The sequence below is a fragment of the Xenorhabdus griffiniae genome, assembly GCF_037265215.1.
In the GTDB taxonomy this organism is placed as follows: Bacteria; Pseudomonadota; Gammaproteobacteria; order Enterobacterales; family Enterobacteriaceae; genus Xenorhabdus; species Xenorhabdus griffiniae.
This window is the reverse complement of sequence record NZ_CP147737.1, coordinates 3,621,765-3,638,026: the sequence shown is the minus strand read 5'-3', so window position 1 is coordinate 3,638,026 and position 16,262 is coordinate 3,621,765. Positions and strand designations below refer to the sequence as shown.

Annotated in this window: 13 protein-coding genes; 5 read left to right on the top strand and 8 right to left on the bottom strand. The window is 41.1% G+C overall.

The window, feature by feature from the left end; all coding sequences use genetic code 11:
• Positions 1–183: 183 nt before the first annotated feature.
• Positions 184–1,485 carry a dicarboxylate/amino acid:cation symporter gene (locus WDV75_RS16260; RefSeq protein ID WP_273571763.1) on the bottom strand — a complete coding sequence of 434 codons (1,302 nt, stop codon included), beginning with the start codon at positions 1,483–1,485 and terminating at the stop codon, positions 184–186.
• Between the two features lie 494 nt (positions 1,486–1,979).
• Positions 1,980–3,116: an ABC transporter substrate-binding protein gene (locus WDV75_RS16255; RefSeq protein ID WP_273571762.1), complete on the bottom strand. Its 1,137-nt coding sequence runs from the start codon at positions 3,114–3,116 to the stop codon at positions 1,980–1,982.
• Between the two features lie 744 nt (positions 3,117–3,860).
• Here WDV75_RS16255 and WDV75_RS16250 point away from each other — a divergent pair.
• Both WDV75_RS16250 and ltrA read left to right on the top strand, forming a co-directional pair.
• Complete coding sequence (locus WDV75_RS16250; RefSeq protein WP_273571761.1) at positions 3,861–4,208, top strand: DUF6694 family lipoprotein; 348 nt, start codon at positions 3,861–3,863, stop codon at positions 4,206–4,208.
• A gap of 577 nt (positions 4,209–4,785) precedes the next feature.
• Positions 4,786–6,123 (top strand): group II intron reverse transcriptase/maturase, encoded by a 1,338-nt coding sequence (gene ltrA, locus WDV75_RS16245; RefSeq protein ID WP_338803455.1) that lies wholly within the window; start codon positions 4,786–4,788, stop codon positions 6,121–6,123.
• Positions 6,124–6,414: 291 nt separating this feature from the next.
• Here the strand turns inward: ltrA and WDV75_RS16240 are convergent, their stop codons facing one another.
• Both WDV75_RS16240 and metK read right to left on the bottom strand, forming a co-directional pair.
• A complete protein-coding gene (locus tag WDV75_RS16240) occupies positions 6,415–6,921 on the bottom strand; it encodes a SprT family zinc-dependent metalloprotease (RefSeq protein ID WP_273570390.1) in 507 nt (168 codons plus the stop codon).
• 73 nt (positions 6,922–6,994) lie between these two features.
• Complete coding sequence (metK, locus tag WDV75_RS16235) at positions 6,995–8,149, bottom strand: methionine adenosyltransferase (protein ID WP_189758557.1); 1,155 nt, start codon at positions 8,147–8,149, stop codon at positions 6,995–6,997.
• Positions 8,150–8,808: 659 nt separating this feature from the next.
• On the opposite strand from metK, the gene speA reads away from it, so the two are divergent.
• Together speA and speB are read left to right on the top strand one after the other, a co-directional pair.
• Complete coding sequence (speA, locus tag WDV75_RS16230) at positions 8,809–10,713, top strand: biosynthetic arginine decarboxylase (protein WP_273570391.1); 1,905 nt, start codon at positions 8,809–8,811, stop codon at positions 10,711–10,713.
• An 851-nt stretch (positions 10,714–11,564) separates the two neighbouring features.
• Positions 11,565–12,491 (top strand): agmatinase, encoded by a 927-nt coding sequence (gene speB, locus WDV75_RS16225; RefSeq protein ID WP_273570392.1) that lies wholly within the window; start codon positions 11,565–11,567, stop codon positions 12,489–12,491.
• A 140-nt stretch (positions 12,492–12,631) separates the two neighbouring features.
• On the opposite strand, the gene WDV75_RS16220 is transcribed toward speB, so the two are convergent.
• The 4 genes from WDV75_RS16220 to WDV75_RS16205 form a co-directional block, all read right to left on the bottom strand.
• The gene (locus tag WDV75_RS16220; RefSeq protein ID WP_273570393.1) at positions 12,632–13,105 is read right to left on the bottom strand and encodes a helix-turn-helix domain-containing protein; all 474 of its coding nucleotides are present in this window, start codon (positions 13,103–13,105) and stop codon (positions 12,632–12,634) included.
• A 3-nt stretch (positions 13,106–13,108) separates the two neighbouring features.
• On the bottom strand, positions 13,109–13,480 hold the full coding sequence (locus WDV75_RS16215; RefSeq protein ID WP_189758553.1) for a type II toxin-antitoxin system HigB family toxin: 372 nt from the start codon (positions 13,478–13,480) through the stop codon (positions 13,109–13,111).
• A gap of 82 nt (positions 13,481–13,562) precedes the next feature.
• Positions 13,563–14,318, bottom strand: coding sequence for a 4'-phosphopantetheinyl transferase family protein (locus WDV75_RS16210; RefSeq protein ID WP_273570394.1), 756 nt, complete (start codon positions 14,316–14,318; stop codon positions 13,563–13,565).
• Between the two features lie 299 nt (positions 14,319–14,617).
• Positions 14,618–14,872, bottom strand: a complete 255-nt coding sequence (locus WDV75_RS16205) for a type II toxin-antitoxin system RelB/DinJ family antitoxin (protein ID WP_189758550.1) — start codon at positions 14,870–14,872, stop codon at positions 14,618–14,620.
• Between the two features lie 359 nt (positions 14,873–15,231).
• Between WDV75_RS16205 and galE the strand changes: the two genes are divergently transcribed.
• On the top strand, positions 15,232–16,251 hold the full coding sequence (gene galE / locus WDV75_RS16200; protein WP_273570395.1) for a UDP-glucose 4-epimerase GalE: 1,020 nt from the start codon (positions 15,232–15,234) through the stop codon (positions 16,249–16,251).
• Positions 16,252–16,262: the final 11 nt, after the last annotated feature.

Sequence of the window (16,262 nt, the reverse complement as noted above, 5' to 3'; positions counted from 1 at the left end):
GAGCAATTGTCCTATGATTTTTTATTTTGGTGGAATATTTATTGTGGGTTGTTTTTTGTTTTTTAATGAATATATACGCATTAAACTTCAAGTTGCAATTTACAACACGATATGAAACCTGATCTCTCCCCCCATTTATAACAGGGGGATGTGAGTTTTATTATTTATCGTAGGTAATATACTTTATTTATTTAGTGTTTTTTCTACCGAATTTTGCATGTTACCGTTTAATATTTGATGCATCTTTTCTTTATCTAAAGCATTTTCCCAGCGAGCTACGACAATGCTGGCACAAGCATTACCAACTAAATTTGTCAATGCACGGCACTCAGACATAAATCTGTCAATGCCTAAGATAAGCGCCATGCCTGCCACGGGTACGCTGGGTACAACAGATAAGGTTGCAGCCAGTGTAATGAAACCAGCCCCTGTTACACCTGCCGCACCTTTTGAACTTATCATAGCAACGAATAATAAAGAAATTTGCTCATATAGACTAAGTTCAATGTTGGTTGCCTGGGCAATAAACAAGGCAGCCATCGTCATATAGATATTAGTACCATCAAGGTTAAATGAGTAACCTGTTGGAATAACTAAACCAACAACTGATTTCTCACAACCCAGGTTTTCCATTTTCTTCATTAAGCCAGGTAATGCTGCCTCAGAAGATGAAGTCCCCAAAACTAACAATAGCTCATCTTTAATATATTTTATTAATTGAATAATAGAGAACCCATTATATTTAGCAACTGCGCCCAATATAATAAGAATAAAAAGCAATGATGTAATGTAAAAAGTGACAATTAACATCATTAAATTCCCGACCGATGAAATACCATATTTACCTATGGTAAAGGCCATTGCTCCAAATGCACCAATCGGCGCTAATTTCATTAAAATTCCTACCATCTTAAAGATAGGTTCTGAGAGGTGTTGGAAAAATGCTAAAACAGGTTCGCCTTTTTTTCCTGTAGCGGCTAACGCGATACCAAAAATAACTGAAATAAACAGAACCTGGAGAATATTACCATTTACAAGCGGACTGACAACAGTATCGGGTATGATATTCATAAGAAAGCCAACAATGGATGATTCATGCGCTTTCTCTACATAACCGGTCACTCTGCTGCTGTCTAACGAGGCAGGAGAAATATTTAAGCCATCGCCAGGGCGGACAATATTGGCGATAATTAATCCAATAACTAAAGCAAGCGTTGAAAATGTTAAAAAATATAACATTGATTTTGCTGCAACATTCCCAACCTTTTTTATATTATTCATTCCAGCTATCCCTGTGACTACTGTCAAAAAGATAACAGGTGCAATAATCATTTTCACAATTTTAATGAATGCATCACCTAATGGTTTTAACGATGTTCCAATATCAGGATAAAAATGGCCAAGGGCGATACCCAATAAAATGGAAAATATAACTTGAACATAGAGTATTTGGTATAAAGGTTTCTTCTTTAGAATTGTAGACATAGGATTCCTGTTTTTATCCATGGTGTTAATATTGATATTGGCGATTTATTTATTTTTTATTAATTAATTTAACGTTTCTCATTGATTGGAAAGTAGTAACGTCTTCCATAATAATGAGATAAATTCTCATTATTATGGAAGGTATTATTGGGACAATAAATCTGATGTTAAAACTACTCTGAATTTTTGTTGTGAACAAGTATCAAGATTGTAAAGCCAAGAGTTATTTATTAAATAAATAGAAATGCATTATATAAGAAATAAGTATAAAACTGTATTTTTTTATAAACTTATATACCAATCCAACTTCAAGTTGCAATTTACAACACGATATGAAACCCGATTTCTCCCCGCTTTGCGGGGAAAAATCACACGCATCTTGAAGTGAGATGGGTATATATCTCCCCCGCGTAGTGGGGAGATATAAAACGTATCTTGAAAGGCGATTGGTATAATAGTAAGAAGTTCCCACTCGAAGACGAGTGGGAGAGAGGTTATTTTGCGGTTATCCAGAAAAGGCCGCTGCCATCTAATGCTGTAAGGGTTTGGTGAACATAAATATTGTCTGCCTGGGGATCAATGTCTTTGAAAAGATCTGGATGTAACCATTTTGCCATGGCTTCTACCGCAATAATATTGAATGGAGTGTCATAGTATTGATGATAAATCGCCATAACACGCTTTTCACGGTAGGATTTTAAAATCTTTAGCTTGGGACGAGAGAGTAATTTTTGAAAACGTTTCTCCGATGCTGCCAGCTCTCCGGTATAACCTAATGGGACAGACTGGCTGTTTGAATGAACAGTATCCCAATTTGCTACGGTCATCAGATAATAATCGGGATTGGTCGCCAAGAGTTGTTCTTCATTAATTTTGCCTCCCATACCAGAAAACCATTTACTCCCCATATTATTGCCACCTGCGGCAGTAACAAACTCTCCGAAGCTATTAGTGGCAAAGGTATTACAACAATCTTCAGTACCTAACATACCTGCGTGGCGTTCAATAAAGACGTCAGGAATTTGCTTAGGAGATAATGCGGCAATACGTTTATTAATTATGGATAGGCGATTTTCATAAAATTGGATGAATTTATTTGCATTTTCTTCTTGTTTAAAAACCTTCCCTAGCAATCTCATGCTAGGAACCGTATTGGACAGGGGATGTTGGCGGAAGTCGATGAAAATGACAGGAATACCTATTCTTTCCAATAAGTTAATTGTATTACTGCTATCCAGTTTGGATTTTAATCCAATATCAAAAATAACCAGATCGGGCTTATACATCGTGGCTTTTTCGATATTGAAATCACTGGTATAGGGATTAGGAAAAACCGGAATTTTCTTTAGCTGAGGGAATTTCTTTGCATAGGCTGTTGCAAGATCGGGCGATTTTTTCTCTAGTGCATTATCCCACGCGGCAATGCCTTTCAATGGGTCAGAGGGATGCAAGATATTCAGGGCAATAATCATTCGGCTATCTGCCAGCATGACGCGTTTAACCGGAGCGTTGATTGTTACTTCACGTCCCATAATATCTTTGACGGTAATGTTTTCTGCTTGAGCATATATAGGAAGTAATATGAATAATGCGGACAGAAAAATTTTTATGGGGTAATAAATATTAAACATTGTTTCTCCTTTTATTGGAAGTTATATAAGGAATATCAATATATAGGTAGGGTTAAGTGACTTATCACTAATTCCTGTATTCTTATGTTTTTTAAAACATATACCAATCTCACTTCAGGATGAGAGTGATCTCTCCCTACAAAGCGGGGAGAAATCAGGTTTCGTATCGTGCTGTAAATTGCAACTTGAAGTTTAATGCGTATATGTGCGCTAAATAGATTTTTTCACCCTGTGGGAATGTTGATATTTCTGTCATTATTTCAGTTCAAAATAGATGATAATGGTTATTATTCAAGTCAATCAACTGTTTTTACACTTTTACTGACATGAGAACATTTAATTGTTATTTTTTTATTTAATAACAAAGAGTTATGTTGTGATTGCCTTTTGGCAATACGGGGGAATGCAATGTATACCAATCTCACTTCAAGATACGTGTGATTTCACCCCGCGAAGCGGGGGAGAAATCAGGTTTCATATCGTGTAGTAAATCGCAACTTGAAGTTTAATGCGTATTAAAAGGGTAAAGAAGAATGAATAATAGCCTTATTGCAGTATTTCAGTAACGGAGAAAATGAATTCAATAATACGCTGATTATAAAAAACCACACCCATTAATAACATGGAGTAAACAATAATCAAGTTATAAATACTCCTGATTTCATAATAAAAATTTTCTTTAAAATGATTTATATGTTCTTATTCTTGCTATTATTATCTTATCGGTAATAAGCGGGGCTGATCATGAAAAAATTGTTAACTATTTGTTTGTTGGGATTTGCATTGGCTGGATGTGATAATCAACTCAAAATTGATGGAACAAATGAAATCGCTGTAAAAACATCCATTGAGAAAATCAGAGATACTTTACCAGAAGATAAAAAATTACAATTTGATGACTCATTAAATGTTGTCATGATGCATAGCCTCGACTTTGATGAGCTGTTTAAGGAGTATAAGAATGGAAATATCAAACATGCAGATATACAAAAGTTAGAACAGAAATTTTTTCAAACCCTTAATGGGAAAACAGCCGAGCAAGTGATTGAAGAAGCAGAGAAAATTAAAGCGGACAGCATGAACAAAAAATGAGGATATACCAATCTGAGCGGTTCGCTAAGCTGCTCAGTGTCTTGCAGGTGAAAGTCCTGCCGCAGTAGTTGGTTGATTTGACTGCGTAGCTATGGCGTACGTGTGGATGGTGACTGAAACACGGGAGCAACGCCGGATAAACGTGACCCCTGACCCAGACTGTGGGTGCGCGCAAGTATGCAGCCCGTAACGCAAGTGAACCTGAACAAGCCTCGTAAATTTCAGCCATACCGTTATGCTGGGAGAGTGTGGTGTAGGGTGATCCTGCCGAGCCTTTAGAATGGGGGCGAAGGCCAGTGAATCATGATGGATTAACAACCATATGAAGTCATGACAGGGATCCGGGGTATTGAGGATGGGATGCATGTATAGCACTGAGTGGAACGAACGAGACCTCTCCCTGTCGTAGTCTAACCCACTGCGTAATCAAAGATATAAGGTAACCGCTGAAATTCTGAGAGATGCAGGATAGAGGAGTCGGAGGAGGTCATAGTACTGTTGATGGTAGGGACAACATAACCTGACCGTAGGGAAGGACCTCTACTTCTGTCATGCCTGTTGTTACAGGAGGTACTACGTGATTGCGAAAGCTCTAAACACGGCATTTGAAAAGGTACGAGTACTGCAACGCAAGCTATACCTGGCAGCCAAGGCGGATCCAAAACGTAAATTTGGTGTTCTGTATGACAAGGTATGTAGTGGTCGTGTGCTTGTTATGGCATGGACGCAGGTTAAAGCCAATAAAGGTTCTTCAGGAATTGACAGGTTAACAATCGATAAGATTGAAACTGAAATTGGTGTAGGTAACTTTCTGCAAGACATCCAGAAGAAGCTAGTTCAAAAGAAGTACTCTCCTCAACCGGTGCGTAGGGTTTACATTCCTAAACCGGATGGAAAGGAAAGACCACTGGGCATACCTGTTATTGAAGATCGTGTAGTTCAGGCAGCAGTAAAGATAGTCATAGAACCGCTTTTCGAAGCGAGTTTTAAAGATTTTTCATATGGCTTTCGGCCTCGCAGAAATGCGCAGCAGGCGCTGAGAGAAATCTATAAGTGGCTAAATTTTAAATGTTACTGGGTGGTAGATGCTGATTTGAAGTCTTATTTTGACACTATCCCCCATGATAAATTGTTGTTATCGGTGAGAACCAGAGTCATAGATCGCTCAGTTGTGAAACTGATTGAAATGTGGCTGAAAGCTGGAGTAATGGAAGAGGGAAACCTGAAAGCGGGGATAGCAGGAACTCCACAAGGAGGCGTGATATCTCCACTACTGGCTAATCTTTACCTGCACTGGCTGGATCATATCTGGGAAAAAGAGGGATTCAATCAGCGTGAGCATGACGCTCATCTTGTTCGTTATGCCGATGACTTTGTCATTTTGTGTAAGAAAGCACCGAGGTTTTATCTGGCTCAAGCCTGTAAGGTACTTGATCGGCTTGGATTGACGCTAAATACCGAAAAGACGAAAGTCGTTCATGCAATAAAGTCACCGTTTGACTTTCTGGGGCACAGGTTTGCAGTGCAGCCGTCCAAAAGGGATGGAAAATTGAGAACCTATTACTACCCCTCACCAGAAGCGATGAAAAGAGTAAAGCGAAAGATTCGTGAAGTGACACGAAAAGGTCAGCATCGGGATCTTCCGGAGCTAATCAGAACAGAAATAAACCCAATCCTTAGAGGGTGGGGTAATTATTTCAAGACGTGCAACTCCCGGATGCATTTCAAAAGCATCGCAAATTACACGATATGGACACTCTGTATTATGTTGAGGAAGAAGCACAAGAAGCGAACTAAAGGATGGAGGGACCATCCGCCGAGCTGGTTCTACAAGTATCACGGGTTATTTAAGTTGTATAGTCTGTCGATAAACGGAAACGAAGTCAGTCGGTATGCTCGCCTTGTAACGTCGTAATGCAGCAGGAAGAAGACAGTCGGAAAGCCGTGTGCGGGAAAACCGCACGCACGGTTTGACGAGGGGCCGCTGGGGAGATGACATCAAACTTGAGGCCTACTCTACAACAAATCAATGTGATTGTTTATATCTCCCCGCGAAGCGGGAGATATAAGACGCATCTTGCAAGGCGATTGGTATATATACGCATTAAACTTCAAGTCGCAATTTACAACACGATATGAAGCCTGATTTCTCCCCGCTTCGCGGGGAGAAATCACACGCACCTTGAAGTTAGATTGGTATATCTTATTAGGTTGATTTCAATGGCGTGAGTTTTTCGCCACATTGGCGGCAGACATAGCAATTTTTCCCTCTGAGGATTTTGTTGTGTTGCCTTATCGTGAGTTCATGTTGTTGACAACGACAATAATAAATGAATGTCTTACTGCGTACAGAATGTACGGAGAACTGATGTGTTCGGTTGGCAGGGACGTCAAATATCGTTTCCATGATAAAGCGCCATTCTTTCCCGTGTGGGGCAACGTGTCCAAATTGATGATAAGCCAACAGGTGAGCCAGTTCATGCGGGATAACTTCATCAATGAATACCTGCTGATTTTCGATTAACAAAACAGGATTCAAGCGGATTTCCCAATCTTGCAGTCTGGCACTGCCTGCAATTGTTCCCCGTTGCTGATAGGTTATATGAGGTTCGGGAAACCGTTGCTGTAGAAAATGACTCGCTTGAGTTAATTTTTGTCGCAGGGTACGCATCACCGCTTGTCGTAAGGAAAGAGGAACTTTAACGGATTTCATTACGGCTGAATATTCTATTTTTGATCATAAAAAAACCCGCAATATTTGCGGGCTTCATAGTTTAGCAAAGCATTTATTTCAACCCTGCCGCAGTGCGCAGAATTTCAGCTTTATCTGTTGCTTCCCACGGGAATTGTTCACGACCGAAATGACCGTAAGCTGCGGTTTCGCGATAAATAGGTTGTAACAGATTCAGCATCTTAATCAGGCCGTAAGGGCGCAGATCAAAAAATTCACGTACTAATTGAATCAGTGTGGAAGTTGGCACTTTCTCTGTACCGAATGTTTCCACCATGATAGAGGTTGGCTCTGCAACACCGATAGCATAAGAAACCTGAATTTCACAGCGATCAGCCAGACCTGCCGCAACGATATTTTTAGCAACGTAACGCGCAGCGTAGGCTGCCGAACGGTCAACTTTGGAGGGATCTTTACCAGAAAATGCGCCACCACCGTGACGAGCCATACCACCATAGGTATCAACAATGATCTTACGACCAGTCAGACCACAGTCACCCATTGGTCCGCCGATCACAAAGCGACCTGTTGGGTTGATGAAATATTTGGTCATCGGAGTAAGCCATTCGGTTGGCAATACCGGTTTGATGATCTCATCCATCACGGCTTCATGCAGTGCTGTTTGATCGATATCTTCGCTGTGCTGGGTTGAAAGGACAACAGCATCAATCCCAACAATCTTGCCGTTCTCATACTGGAAAGTGACCTGACTTTTTGCATCAGGGCGCAACCACGGCAAGGTGCCGTTTTTACGAACTTCGGCCTGACGCTCAACCAAGCGGTGTGCATAAGTGATAGGTGCTGGCATGAGAACATCAGTTTCATTGGTCGCATAACCAAACATCAAACCCTGATCTCCGGCACCTTGCTCCAGAGGATCTGTACGATCAACACCTTGGTTGATATCAGGGGATTGTTTACCAATGGCACTGATAACTGCACATGAGTTGGCATCAAACCCCATATCTGAGCTGGTATAGCCGATTTCACGTACTGTACTGCGAGTAATTTCTTCTATATCAACCCAAGCGCTGGTAGTGATTTCACCACCAACCATGACCATGCCTGTTTTAACATAAGTTTCGCAGGCCACGCGAGCTTTAGGATCCTGTTTTAAAATTGCATCAAGGACGGCATCGGAAATCTGATCGGCAATTTTGTCTGGATGTCCTTCTGAGACGGACTCAGAAGTAAAAAGATGTGTAGTCATTATATTTTATTACCTTAAATATAATCTTGGTTTAAGGGCGGATGGGATGTATTACCGTCTAGACGGCTATTTTAAGTCACTCTTCCCAAGGTTACCAGTTTTTTTAATTTTAATTACTTTTCAGAGTGTGACATTTTAGTTTCCATATCTAAAAAGTATGGGGGTTCAGCCCCTGTTAGATAAATTTCGTTTTGCAATTTTGCTGGATTACAGGTATAAACTGCGCGCGTAGCACAAGTCATTTTTGCACTTGGAGTTACAGGCGTTTGCAGGAGATGTACGCGTATCCTGCTTCTCAATTGAGAAATGGCTTACGGTAGGTAAGTCATGTGGGGGTGAATGGGGTTATGAACCATTGTCTGCTGAATGTTAACGGCCAACAGCCACATTATGCCATTGATGTATCCATATCTTGTTCCTTCCTTTTAAATATGCAGTCATTTCGATGTTACCCGCAGCTAAGCCACAGATAAGTTGGGTTGACATCATTATATAGTCACTCAGTAATTCGTTGTTTAGTACTCTCTAAACGTTCCTATAATCTAAGAGCATGCTGTTCCCTGACATTTTTTAATGCGCAAGATACGCACGATAAAATAGTGTCTTGGGTTATTGACTTACAGGTGAAGGCAAACCTCGACTCCATGAAGGAGACTGCCATGAATGATAATATCGCTCGCAAAATGCGACAGACCTATAACATCGCATACTGGGGCGGCGGCTATTACTATGTCAATGATCTGGGTAATGTCAGTGTTTGCCCAAACCCTGATTTACCGGGAGCTCAAATTGAACTCGCCACTCTGGTGAAGAAAGTTCAGGAAGAAAAAGAACAATTGCGTTTGCCGGCATTGTTTTGTTTTCCCCAGATTTTGCAACATCGCTTGCGTTCGATAAATGCAGCGTTTAAACGTGCACGTGAATCTTATGGGTATAAAGGAGATTACTTCCTGGTTTATCCGATTAAGGTTAATCAGCATCGCCGCGTTATTGAGACATTGGCAAATGCTGATGAACCCATTGGATTAGAGGCAGGCTCCAAAGCGGAATTAATGGCAGTGCTGGCTCATGCAGGTATGACAGGTACGGTGATTGTTTGTAATGGTTATAAGGATCGCGAATACGTCCGTCTGGCATTGATCGGTGAAAAACTGGGACACAAGGTGTATCTGGTTATCGAGAAAATGTCTGAAATTGAGATGGTACTGGAAGAAGCCAAGCGTCTGAATGTTATTCCACGCTTGGGCGTTCGGGCCCGTTTGGCATCCCAGGGTTCTGGCAAATGGCAGGCTAGTGGCGGCGAAAAATCTAAGTTTGGATTGGCTGCCGCACAGGTATTGCAATTGGTTGAAAGGTTGCGTGCAGCAGGGCGGTTGGATAGCTTGCAATTGCTGCATTTCCACTTAGGTTCCCAATTGGCGAATATCCGTGATGTGGCAACGGGAGTGCGTGAATCTGCCCGTTTTTATGTCGAGTTGTCCAAATTAGGCGTCAAGATCCAGTGCTTTGATGTTGGTGGGGGCTTAGGTGTCGATTATGAAGGGACACGCTCCCAGTCAGAATGCTCAGTTAACTACGGTCTAAATGAATACGCCAATAACGTTATTTGGGGCATTGGTGATGCGTGTGAAGAACACGGTTTGCCTCATCCTACTGTGATTACGGAGTCTGGACGTGCGTTGACCGCCCATCATACTGTTTTGGTTTCCAATGTGATTGGAGTAGAGCGCAATGAATTTACTCAGACAACGCCACCGGCAGAAGGTGCGACGCGTCCTCTGACTAGTTTGTGGGAAACCTGGGAGGAGATGCAATCTGACAGTAGTCGTCGTTCCCTGCGTGAATGGTTGCATGACAGCCAGTTTGATCTGCACGACGTTCATACCCAATATGCACATGGTATGTTGGATCTGTCAGAACGTGCATGGGCAGAAGAACTGTATTTAAATATTTGTCGCCATATTCAGCAAGATCTTGATCCAAGCAACCGCGCCCATCGTCCGATTATTGATGAATTACAGGAACGTATGGCAGATAAATTCTATGTGAATTTCTCACTGTTCCAATCAATGCCAGATGCGTGGGGGATTGATCAACTTTTCCCTGTTTTGCCGATTGAAGGTTTGGATAAGCCGCTGGATCGCCGTGCTGTTTTGTTGGACATTACCTGTGATTCTGACGGTACGATTGATCACTATGTTGATGGCGATGGTGTGGCAACAACGATGCCAATGCCAGCTTATGATCCAGAAACTCCGCCTTTGATTGGTTTCTTTATGGTTGGAGCTTATCAGGAAATTTTGGGTAACATGCATAACTTGTTTGGTGATACGGCAGCCATTGATGTTTATGTTGCAGAAAATGGCGCAGTAACTTATAAGCAAAGCGAGGAAGGGGATTCTGTCGCCAATATGCTTCAATATGTCAAACTGGAACCACAGGTACTATTGACACGTTTCCGTGATCAAGTGAAATCGACGGATCTGGATGACAATTTGCAGGAACAATTCTTGCAGGAGTTTGAAAGTGGTCTGTATGGCTACACCTATTTGGAAGATGAGTAATCCTGATTAGCCACTAACTTATATTAATAGTCATTCTTGGTCATGTATTTTGTATAATAACTTGATTTTGAATGACTATTTTTCTGTTATTTATCCTGATGCCACTCCACATTTTTTACAATAATAATATATTTTTCACTCAATATTTAACAAAGTATTCACCTTATTAATTCCATGGCAGTATAGTTATTATTGCGGATTACAACTTCCAGTTGTCCATATTGACGAATAGCTTTGTTGAAAAAGCCTCGGATGGCAAAAGTCAACGGTATTGCCAGCCGAATCTACCGTTCGGTGAGACGCGCCATTCTTCTTTGATTTTGATATAGGTTTCATCTATCTCGTTGTCACGGGAATGCTGCGTTGGTGACGTTTGACAATCAGCGGAACCAGACGGGTAACACCACTATCATCCTTCCAGATTACGCAAGCTCAGTTCGTAGTCCCAGATACCAGCGAACATATCGTAGCGTTGTCAGGATTATGTATCTATATTTCCTTTAGGGTCATAAATCCAATAATTGTTGTCGTTAGTCATACTCTTCTTCAAATTATTTTTTACCTTTTACAGTACGGTAAGTTGTAGCAAGCAGAAAACATGTCTAATACTATATGCTCATCCTGGATTGGTCTATGGACTTGGATGTTAGGTACCTTTCTTGTTTGTATATGAGTGTGTACGCATTTGATTCTTTAATTTTGAATTGATTGCTAACATTTTTTTACTTTTATTTTAAATAATCGTGTATTTGGAAGATTAATCTTCTAGTGTAAATAAGCCTCTGTGTTACTTGTTACTGCCAGCATTGGAGACGAGTAATAAGCCAGCATGGGACTTTTGAGGATATATCATGAGTATTAGCTCCTTAGGAAACCAAATTGATAACTCTTTGGTTTCAAATGCCTTCGGTTTCCTGCGTTTTCCTTTGAATTTTCAGCCCTATTCCAGTGATGCGGAATGGGTAATTACTGGCATTCCTTTTGATATGGCAACATCGGGACGTGCAGGAAGCCGCCATGGGCCAGCTGCCATCCGTCAGGTATCGACTAATCTGGCGTGGGAAAGCTGTCGTTGGCCGTGGGGCTTTAGCTTACGCAAGCGCCTGAATGTGGTGGATTGCGGGGACCTGGTATTTAATTTTGGTGATGCCCAGGATATGAGTAATAAGTTGCAGGCACATGCTGAAAAGGTGCTGGCATCGGGTAAGCGTATGCTGTCATTTGGTGGTGATCACTTTGTTACTTTGCCACTGTTACGTGCTCATGCAAAACACTTTGGCAAAATGGCGCTTATCCATTTTGATGCTCATACAGATACTTATGCCAATGGCAGTCAATTTGATCATGGTACGATGTTTTACCATGCGCCAAATGAAGGGCTGATAGATCCTCACCACTCTGTACAAATAGGTATTCGCACTGAACACGATACGAATAATGGTTTCACTGTATTAGATGCTGGTCAGGTTAATGATCGCGGTGTTGATGATATTGTTGAGCAGATTAAAACGGTGGTTGGTGACTTGCCGATTTACCTGACGTTCGATATTGATTGCCTTGATCCGGCATTTGCACCAGGTACAGGAACGCCGGTGATTGGTGGATTGACGTCAGATCGGGCATTGAAAATAGTGCGCGCTTTGCAACCATTGAATATTGTTGGAATGGATGTGGTGGAAGTGGCGCCGGCTTATGACCAATCTGAAATTACAGCATTGGCGGCCGCAACGATTGGACTGGAGTTACTGTATTTGCAAGCATCAAAGAAAGATCTTTAATGCATTCATCTTATATACCAATCTCACTTCAAGATAGGTTTTATAATACTGAGAGTATCAGATGTTGGAGTTCCTTACCCCGCATGGGGTAAGGAATACTCCTATCATTTTGAAACGCTTTTTAGAAATACAGTTTTTTCTCAGTCTGAACCCATAAAGGTTTCAACAGGAACGTTAAAGAATTTGGCAAAGCCTTTTACTTGTCCAATGTTCATAGAACGTTTTCCATGCAGTATCTCTGATATAACACTCTGGTTTGCAATATCACGCAGATCAAGCTGCCTTATGCCTCTTTCTTTCATCAAGTAACTCAATGCTTCACGTGGAGTAACATTGGGGACTTGGCGATTTTTAGCTTCGTACTCATAGACACGATCAGTGATAAAATCAGCGAACTTTGCTGCGGCATGTTCGGTATTTTCAGCATATGAGTATAACTCATCAATCAGTGCCATGCGGGCACTCAGATCGTCATCGTTTTCTACAGGTTCAATACATGCTGAGAACAAAAGTGCCAACGGGCTGATTTGCTCAGATATTGACTGCATCATTTGGGGTAAAATTTCGATGAGTCCATCAATCCTTTTATCAGTAACGAGTGATGTTTTTCTCATGCTTCACCTTTTTGATCGTTTTGATTTAGTCTGTTTACGCCACCATTTATCATATTCGGTATGGGGGCAAACATCTTTAATGTAAAAAGTGCCTGATCTGGGATTAAGCCATGTGATAATGCGGCATTTATTTTTATGTATATCAAATATATAAATATCTAATGGCCCTTTTTGGCTTCCTGCCTCCAGTAACTCGTGGGGTATACGATCAACATTCCATGTCGATGTTTTAAGCCATAACTCACGGAGTTGAGCATAAGATTCAAACCGTAAAGACACTTTATCAAAAACATCCAACCAGAGTTTTAGGCCTACCTTCCATTGAGCATGTTTTTGCATTGCTTCAATGATGACTTTTGCTGTGATAACTCGCATATCACTTCCTTATGATATCGCAAATTGCGATATTTACAATGTTTGAAAAAATTTAGGGGCGCTTTTTTTCAAACCCAGCATATCACTGGACAATATACGTCAACACTTGTTGCTGCGGCATTAAGGCAAAATTTCCGTGGAATTGCGAACCAGCTCGATACTCATCAGATAATGTTTGCAGTAGTTTTATGCTTATAGTGTCATTTCTGCAATCAATTGACGTAATTTCAGCGGCATGGAAATCAAAGAAGCGTTTCACGTGGGGATAAAGTGCCTTAAACAGACTCTCTTTGAGGGAGAACGCAAGAGTGAATACCTGTGCAAAAGGGAATGGACACTCTGTCAGTAATTTCACTTCATTGTCATTGATGATGCTAGATGAAACGCTTTTGATGGTATCTGGTTTAATCTCCTGCTCGATATCTACGCCTATTATTCGGTAGTTATTGCAAGAAGCAGCAAAGGCAATGGCACAGCTGGCTGAATGAGAAATTGAACCACAAATATTGTCAGGCCAGATTGGGGAACGATCTTGAGCATTGGTTACCTGAAAAGCAGGGTAATCTAAACGGCTTAAAACTTGTTGAGTGCAATAACGGGCAGCCAGATATTCCGCACGTCGTTTATTAACGGCATTTTGTAATTGGCTTGGGTAGGTGATGCCATATTCGTCAAATAGCGCATCCCGATAGCAAGACTGATCAAAATAAGTTTTTATGACTTGAATATCGGGATGTTCTGACAGTGCACCTGCTTGTATGTCTGTAAAAAAAGGATCATTTATGGCAGTAGTGTGAGCAGAGGTAAGGATAGAAGTAAAAGTTATTTTTTTCATCATGGTTTTTTATTATCGGTTGCGATTATTAGATAGATTGCTAATTAAGCTAAGGAAACGATATGGAAAATATTCTTAGTGACAGTGGTTATTAAGTAAACGCGTCTTTATTTATGGGATAGGTTAATGTGTTATAAATTCACAATTCATGGCACTATACGCTCAGTGGCTGACTTGTAACTTTTTGATTTTTCACGCTTACCAACAGCTATTATCCATATCACAATTTCTTTTTAAACTGCTCACGGATGCTTTTATCTAGTTTTTGCCATTCCTTTAATGCACGCTCGTCGAAATCTATACTAAATTTCATCAAGATTTACCCGAATTCGTTTAGCGGGATCTTTTAAACGTTCACGTACCACTTCCAGAATATCTTCATCTTCATCGTGCTCTGAGACCATTACGGATATTTCTGTAAATGGTAGTTTTTCATTTTCCGCCACATAACGTAGAAAGAGCCGCATAGCGTCGGAAGGGGAAAGATTCAATTTATCAAATGCACGGTATGCATTCTTTTTCAATTCTTCATCCACTCTTATCTGAATTGTGCTCATAGTATCACCATGTGTAATTACATTTGTATTGCATTGTACATTATTTCCTCTATGGCGCAATGGTTTTTACTGGATTCATGGTTTGTCCCCGTATGCACGGGAGTATGAAACATTAGACGGTGTAATCAGCAAGTATACTCGCGCTTTAATGTGCTTCGTGCCTGATGAATCGCACAACTAGGTAGGTAACAGTGACTTTAATAAACACTGGAATAATATACAGTTAAATAAAACTTTAATTATTTGATTTTTATATAAAAATTATAATTATAAGTAAACGCTAAAACATAAAATTAGTTCACTAACGCTGTGACTCTTTTTATACTCCTCGTTGTTACCATTTTTGAAAAGAGGTTGTTGTGGAAATATTAGTAACAGGCGGGATGGGATATATCGGTAGCCATACTTGTGTTCAAATGATTGAAGCTGGAATGACGCCGATCATCATCGATAATCTGTGCAATGCCAATCGTGAAGTTTTGGCTCGCATTGAGGCATTGACGGGGATTCAGCCACTGTTTTATGAAGGGGATATTCGTGATGAATTATTCCTTGATGCTATTTTCTCCCGCCACCAAATTCAGTCAGTTATTCATTTTGCAGGCTTGAAAGCGGTTGGCGAGTCAGTCGCCAAGCCTATCGAATATTATGATAATAATGTCAATGGAACGCTGGTGCTGGTGCGTAGTATGCGTAAAGCGGGGGTAAAAAGCATTATCTTTAGCTCATCTGCGACGGTATATGGTGATCCGGAGGTTGTGCCTATTACTGAACAGTCTGCGGTAGGTAATACCACTAACCCTTATGGCACCAGTAAATATATGGTTGAACGCTGCCTGTCTGATTTCCATCATGCAGAAAATGATTGGTCTGTGGTGTTGTTACGCTACTTCAATCCAGTTGGGGCTCATCCTTCTGGCACAATGGGGGAAGATCCTCAGGGGATCCCCAATAATTTGATGCCTTATATTGCTCAGGTTGCGGTAGGCCGTCGGGAGAAACTGTCCGTGTATGGCAATGATTATCCAACAGCCGATGGCACTGGCGTTCGCGATTATATCCATGTGATGGATTTGGCTGACGGGCATATCGCGGCCCTCAATGCCGTTGGTAAAAAAGCGGGATTGCATATCTACAATTTGGGGACTGGAAAAGGTACCAGCGTACTGGAAATGGTAGAAGCTTTCAGTAATGCTTGCGGTAAACCAGTTCCTTATGAAATTTGTCCACGTCGTCCGGGTGATATTGCCGAATGTTGGTCAAGCCCGGAGAAAGCCGAGCGAGAGCTGGGCTGGAAAGCAAATCGCACTATCGTGGAAATGACTGCGGATGCCTGGCGTTGGCAATCTCAAAATCCCAATGGCTATAAAGCGAAGTAAGCAACAACAAA

Coding starts and splice junctions, on each gene's coding strand:
- WDV75_RS16260 (WP_273571763.1), bottom strand. CDS start 1,485: ATGTCTACAATTCTAAAGAAGAAACCTTTATACCAAATACTCTATGTT.
- WDV75_RS16255 (WP_273571762.1), bottom strand. CDS start 3,116: ATGTTTAATATTTATTACCCCATAAAAATTTTTCTGTCCGCATTATTC.
- WDV75_RS16250 (WP_273571761.1), top strand. CDS start 3,861: ATGAAAAAATTGTTAACTATTTGTTTGTTGGGATTTGCATTGGCTGGA.
- WDV75_RS16240 (WP_273570390.1), bottom strand. CDS start 6,921: ATGAAATCCGTTAAAGTTCCTCTTTCCTTACGACAAGCGGTGATGCGT.
- metK (WP_189758557.1), bottom strand. CDS start 8,149: ATGACTACACATCTTTTTACTTCTGAGTCCGTCTCAGAAGGACATCCA.
- speA (WP_273570391.1), top strand. CDS start 8,809: ATGAATGATAATATCGCTCGCAAAATGCGACAGACCTATAACATCGCA.
- speB (WP_273570392.1), top strand. CDS start 11,565: ATGAGTATTAGCTCCTTAGGAAACCAAATTGATAACTCTTTGGTTTCA.
- WDV75_RS16220 (WP_273570393.1), bottom strand. CDS start 13,105: ATGAGAAAAACATCACTCGTTACTGATAAAAGGATTGATGGACTCATC.
- WDV75_RS16215 (WP_189758553.1), bottom strand. CDS start 13,480: ATGCGAGTTATCACAGCAAAAGTCATCATTGAAGCAATGCAAAAACAT.
- WDV75_RS16210 (WP_273570394.1), bottom strand. CDS start 14,318: ATGATGAAAAAAATAACTTTTACTTCTATCCTTACCTCTGCTCACACT.
- WDV75_RS16205 (WP_189758550.1), bottom strand. CDS start 14,872: ATGAGCACAATTCAGATAAGAGTGGATGAAGAATTGAAAAAGAATGCA.